The organism is Clostridioides sp. GD02377 (genome assembly GCF_045899875.1).
GTDB classification, from domain to species: domain Bacteria; phylum Bacillota; class Clostridia; order Peptostreptococcales; family Peptostreptococcaceae; genus Clostridioides; species Clostridioides difficile_A.
Genome location: NZ_JBJODA010000042.1, coordinates 1 through 5,444, shown reverse-complemented (window position 1 = coordinate 5,444; position 5,444 = coordinate 1). Strand labels below are relative to the sequence as shown.

At 29.3% G+C, this 5,444-nt stretch carries 6 protein-coding genes and 1 pseudogene; all 7 read right to left on the bottom strand.

Annotated elements, in window-relative coordinates:
• Positions 1-89 precede the first annotated feature (89 nt).
• Complete coding sequence (locus Q3304_RS20390; protein WP_407815249.1) at positions 90-890, bottom strand: phage tail protein; 801 nt, start codon at positions 888-890, stop codon at positions 90-92.
• Positions 883-1,530 (bottom strand): YmfQ family protein, encoded by a 648-nt coding sequence (locus Q3304_RS20385; RefSeq protein WP_407815248.1) that lies wholly within the window; start codon positions 1,528-1,530, stop codon positions 883-885. The genes Q3304_RS20390 and Q3304_RS20385 overlap by 8 nt, the downstream gene beginning before the upstream one ends.
• A pseudogene (locus tag Q3304_RS20380) lies at positions 1,530-2,594 on the bottom strand (baseplate J/gp47 family protein). Before Q3304_RS20380 ends, Q3304_RS20385 begins: the two are co-directional and overlap by 1 nt.
• 71 nt (positions 2,595-2,665) lie before the next feature.
• Positions 2,666-3,124 (bottom strand): DUF2634 domain-containing protein, encoded by a 459-nt coding sequence (locus Q3304_RS20375; protein ID WP_407815247.1) that lies wholly within the window; start codon positions 3,122-3,124, stop codon positions 2,666-2,668.
• Positions 3,099-3,464 carry a hypothetical protein gene (locus Q3304_RS20370; protein ID WP_407815246.1) on the bottom strand — a complete coding sequence of 122 codons (366 nt, stop codon included), beginning with the start codon at positions 3,462-3,464 and terminating at the stop codon, positions 3,099-3,101. Before Q3304_RS20370 ends, Q3304_RS20375 begins: the two co-directional genes overlap by 26 nt.
• Positions 3,457-4,419 (bottom strand): XkdQ, encoded by a 963-nt coding sequence (locus Q3304_RS20365; RefSeq protein WP_407815245.1) that lies wholly within the window; start codon positions 4,417-4,419, stop codon positions 3,457-3,459. The genes Q3304_RS20370 and Q3304_RS20365 overlap by 8 nt, the downstream gene beginning before the upstream one ends.
• A complete protein-coding gene (locus tag Q3304_RS20360) occupies positions 4,416-5,087 on the bottom strand; it encodes a LysM peptidoglycan-binding domain-containing protein (RefSeq protein ID WP_407815244.1) in 672 nt (223 codons plus the stop codon). Before Q3304_RS20360 ends, Q3304_RS20365 begins: the two co-directional genes overlap by 4 nt.
• Positions 5,088-5,444 lie beyond the last annotated feature (357 nt).

The window sequence follows — 5,444 nt, the reverse complement described above, 5'->3', positions numbered from 1 at the left end:
TTATATTTACCAGGAGGCAACACTACATTTTGTTCTGCACCTGTATAATTAAATTCATAAACTGTCTCCATTTTTCATGCTCCTTTTTATTATATAGGTAACATATCATTCTGTATCTTTATATTTTCATTATTAAATCGTTCTATTTTTGCAACAACTTCGTCTATCGCTGCTTGAACATTTGTAGTAGTAAGATTACTTGTTACATTGTTATAACTTGTTTTCTCTGCTGTTGTTTCTATGCTATCTACACTAGTTTTTACCTCATTTATTGCACTAACTATATTTGTTTTATCTGTTGTTTCAAGTAATGTTGTATCTCCTATCTTAGTGTTAATCTCTGTCTTAGTAGTTTCTATGTTGTTTGTTAACTCTGTTTTAGTTGTATCTATTTTAGTGTATAACTTATTGATATTTGTTAATATCTTTTCTTCATCTTTTTTAGTTAAAAATATTGCAGTTGGGTCAACAACTAAGGTTACTTTCTCTACATTAGATACCTCTATGATAAATTTTAAATACAAATCTTTCATAGCTCCATTGCCAACTTTTGGCTTATATGTTTCAGGACTTTTACAAATTGCAATCATATCGCCTTCGTTATCTATGAGAGCCATTTCTCTAACTGTAAATCCACCTATTGAACCAGGTACACATGCTGTTGAAATAATCCAATTAGGATTATTTTCATCCTTGTCAAAAGCATTTATATTACCTTCCCAAACTTTATTTTTTAATGCTGTTTGGTCTTCTGTTGGATTGTAATAGCTTCCTCCTCCATCACCTGCTTGAATCTTCTCTAGTACTACTGATTTACCTAGCATTCCTGCGTTAGCAATCTTAGCCTTACCTATATTTGTAAGTATAGTGTAAAATTGTTCATCAGCCATTTATACCATCTCCTTTTGGATATACTGTTAATATTTCTGAACTCATGTTATGAGCTAATGCAAACTTAGCTTTAACATTAGCTTTTACTTCTTTATTTGAATAAGGATATACAGTTATTTCTTCACTCATAATTGTTGTTTGTGCAAAATAAGTTTTACTTTTTAATAAAGATACTAACTTATAACTTACAGATAGATGAGAAGGTTTTATAACATTTACTCTCTTATATAAATCTTCTAAATCTCTAGGAAAACCTTGAGTACTGGTTAATTCAAAACCAAAAGTATATGGAGATATGTTTTCATTTATTTTTATATTTGTACCTGTATAAGATTGAAGTATCATAGACATTCTTTTAGGTGTCATAATATATTTGCTTTGGAGCTTAGCAATGACTTTTCTTCTTCTAGTTTCTATAGCTTCATCTAGATTAGTAGTTAAACCTACTCTATTTTCCCAAAAACTTAAACCCCATGTTGAGCTTTGAGGAAATAACTGTAATTCTATTTCTTTATTTAATAACTCTAGATTATCAAATTCGCTTCCTATAGCTTCATATAAGCTTTGCATTATAATAGATTGTTCATATATTGGTGATAATGTAAGAAGCATTTCTCTACCTTTTTTAGAAGTTATCACTATATCACCTCATTAATTATCTCGCCTATTCCAACTACTTGGTCATTTAAAATAATATTTGTTGTTCCATCATTTATTGTCAAGTTAGAAAAGTCCTGTATGCCTTCATCTGTCAACATCATAGAACCTGTTAGTGCATAAATTGCATTATAAGAAACAGTACCTCCAATATCTATTTTATCGAGGTATTTGTCTATTTTATTTTTTAAGATATTTAGCACAGTTTCTTGACTAGATCCATTTGAAAACACAAAACTAGCTTTTACATTAATTAGTAATGTTTGTGGAGTAGCTATAGTTACAATAGCACCTATAGGAGCTTTTCCGTCTCTATTCCCTGCTACGTTTAATGGATATATATATTCTTGAACTTTATCTATCAATTCTTGTGTTGCTGCTTTTCTATTTTTATCTAGTATTAATACTTTTACTGTCCCTGCTCCATTCCATTCGGGAACTACATAAGCGTATCCTACTCCATCTACTTCCTTAGCCCATCTTATATAATCCGAACTAGCTCCACTTAATCGGTCCTCTTGTTCTGACACAAGGACTCTTTCTCTAAAATGTTATTCGTCTTCTATATCTGTTCCGCCTTTGAAATCTTCTTTATTAGTAACAGATTTAATCCCATTAATAGAGCCTAATAGAACAGTTACAGTATTTTGAGAAACATTTCCTATAGTTCCAGTTTCTCTACATTCTGCTTTAATATCTACTGTTTCATTTTCTCCTATAGTTTTAGTTTCAAGAAGCTCAAACTCTATACTCTGCTTTTCATCAGTTGCAACAGTAGTTACTATAGTTCCTCTTACAATGATAGTTCCTTGTACACCTGCAAATGTAATTATTCCTATTGCTTTTGTAGGTTGATTTTTAAATACTCCCTTGCATTCACCAAGCCACTCTAAATAAATTCCATAGCTAGTTTGAGGAAATGCAATCTTTAAATTATTTTGTAACCCTAATTGTTTTAACTGTGTGATTTCTTCTGCTGTAGGTCTTGTTGCATCATAAATAAAGTCCCCTTCTAGTGTGCTCACATCTTGAAAGTTACTTAACATTCTTTCATGTATAGTGTCTTCATCTTCTGTCAAAAATACTGGTATAGGTAGCTCTCTTTCCATATAATCACCTACCTTTTTATGTTTCCATCTATAGTTATATTTTCATCATCTATTGTTAGTACATCAAATTCATAATTAACAAGCCTACTATTTTCAAGCCAATTGAATATAAAATTACTCACTTCTTTTGTATATAGATGAACTAAAATAGTTTCTTTTATTAACCTAGATATTTCAAGTTCTTTAGCACTTTGAGATAGGTTACTAGCAATTAAGTCTTTTATTTCACTTCCATATACACTAGAATAAGCTGACCATTTGTATCTAGGTGTTAATATAGCTTTTTGACACCATTGTTTATATGCTTGAACTTTATCGCATTTTTTTAATGTTCCATCTGCATTTTTTACAAATTCACCTTTTATAAAATCAAATAAAAAAGAACCCTTTAGGTCCAGTTCATTTTCATTATTATTTTTTAATTCTACAGTTTCAAAAGTTTCATTCTGCGGAAATAGGTTTGGCATTTACAACCCTCCCAATTACTACAAATTCAGCTCCCATAACAGCTACTAACACCTTATCGCCTATAACCAAGGGCTTCAACTCTTTTGGAGTTCCTATTTTATGTTTATGTCTATATTCTGCACCTAACATTTCATCTGAAAGAGTAAAATAATCTTCTTTTAATGTTAAATTCTCTAACACTAAATAGTCCTGTATTTCATCTTTATAACCACTTACTTTAAGACCATTTGTTGTTATTTCTACAAGTGAACAACCCATTCCAAAGACTCCATCATTAACACTTTTATTCATTTTTTCTTTTAATATTCTAGCAACTCCATTAAATCTAGCATCAGTCATTGTTATAAAATTTCCTCCTTATATAATCTAAAGTTCCTATATTGAGCTTCATTTTTGGTGTAGAGTCTAGTGTATGAGTCACATCTATAACATAGTATTCTCTTCCTTTTAGAGATACCTTGTCACCTGCTCTTATTCTATTTATATCTACTACACAATCAACACTTATTGTTTCTTCACCCGAATTAAACATTGCTTCTGCTGCTTTCTTAGCTTCTTTTGCATTAGTTATCTTTTCATCTTGTTTAATCTTTTGTAGTGTTCCATACTTATCTGAGTCCTTCTTATATGTGCCAATGATAGGTGCTTTTGTATTTTCATCTTTACTCTTACCTAGCACTTTTACACTTGTTACTGCATCATTAAAACTACTTGTAAAGTTTGCATCTTCTAATATACTATCTAATTTATATACATTTACGTTGGTACCAAGCTTAAATAATTTCAATTTATTATCCATTCTTACTCTAAATAAATCTCCACCTTTTGTTGCTGTTTCCTTTAAATCTTTTTTAATCATATCTAGTATGTTAGTCTTATGTATTACTTTAGCAAGTTTCTTTCCTGTGTTAGCTAGATTGTAGTAAGGTATATTCCATTGTTTACAGTAGTATTCAATTCTCTGTGTAGCTGTATTTTCTTTAAACTGATATTGTTCTTCTGATTCTTCCATATATACTGTTCTTTCTCTACAAGACAATGTTAGTTTCTTGCTCTTTTCACTTCTTCTAGTTTCCCATATGACTCCATTGAAGATTGTTTCTTCTTTTTTACTCTCATACGCAATGTCAATTAGAACTATTTTATCACCTTTTTTAATATTTATATCTTGCAAAGTTTTAGTTTCTATTAAGGATACATCCATTTTATATGCAACTCCATCTATAGCTTCACTTAATGTTATTCCTTCATTAAAATTTGCAATGTCATATTTTCCATTTAGTATTATTTTCATTTGCTAGGTATCACCAACTTTTGTCCTTTTTTTATTACATTTGGATTTTTACCAATAACTTTTTTATTTTCTGGTATATTGTAAATCTCTTTCCACCTTGAACCTTTGCCTAAAAATTTCTTTGCAATACTCCATAATGTGTCTGTAGATGTAACTGTATATATTTTAGATTTAGTTTGAGTATTAGGTCTATTATCTTTTAAATCTGTTTTAGTATTACTTTTAGTTTCTTTTTTTAATGTCTCTATCTTCAGTTCTCTGTAAGTTCTAAATGTTATCTCAATATCTCTATCTTCTTCTCTCCCTGCTGTTTGAGTATTGCTAAAACTAGATATTGTAACTAACCCATTGTAACCAAAACCAGTTACTATTAAGCGTAATGGTTCGGCTTGGTCTACCCATTTTTCAAGCATTGCAACTATTTCAATTGGATTTTTTAACTCGCTATATCTGCAATAAGAAGCATCATATAAATTTGGTAAGAATGTCTTGAATGATATTTCTCTTATCTTCTCTCCTTCTTTTTTAATGTCAAATTCACCTAGATTTAATATATCAACAGTTTCAAATCTTTTTTCTTTCTTTATAGATAAACTATCAAGTGGATTAACCGGAAAATGGAAATCTATTTTTTCTTTTTCATTTTTTAGGTATATGTCTATTACCAAGTTATCACTTCCTTTCTAAAATGTTTTTAAATACTACACCGCAGTTTTCTTACCATAAATTCACTTCCTTTGATTTTTTGTATAAAAAAACACCTACATTTTAAGTAAGTGCTTACTGTATTTACAGTTTTACAATTAAATTTATTCATTAATTTAGATTCATTATTATTTTGTATAAAAAATTTCATCTTTTTATTGACTATAAAAAATATTATAGGTAATATTTTTTATAATTTGTGGTATAATAAAAGCAAGAAGAACTACAATCTATTTAGTCGTAGAGTGGAGTTCATTAAAACTCAATCATTTTTTGGATTTAAACATAAATTTAAATTCAACTATTAGGTCACTCTTTGC

What these genes read in the sequence shown, in the direction of transcription:
- Q3304_RS20390 (WP_407815249.1), bottom strand. Translation starts at nt 890, where the DNA reads ATGGCTGATGAACAATTTTACACTATACTTACAAATATAGGTAAGGCT.
- Q3304_RS20375 (WP_407815247.1), bottom strand. Translation starts at nt 3,124, where the DNA reads ATGCCAAACCTATTTCCGCAGAATGAAACTTTTGAAACTGTAGAATTA.
- Q3304_RS20370 (WP_407815246.1), bottom strand. Translation starts at nt 3,464, where the DNA reads ATGACTGATGCTAGATTTAATGGAGTTGCTAGAATATTAAAAGAAAAA.
- Q3304_RS20365 (WP_407815245.1), bottom strand. Translation starts at nt 4,419, where the DNA reads ATGAAAATAATACTAAATGGAAAATATGACATTGCAAATTTTAATGAA.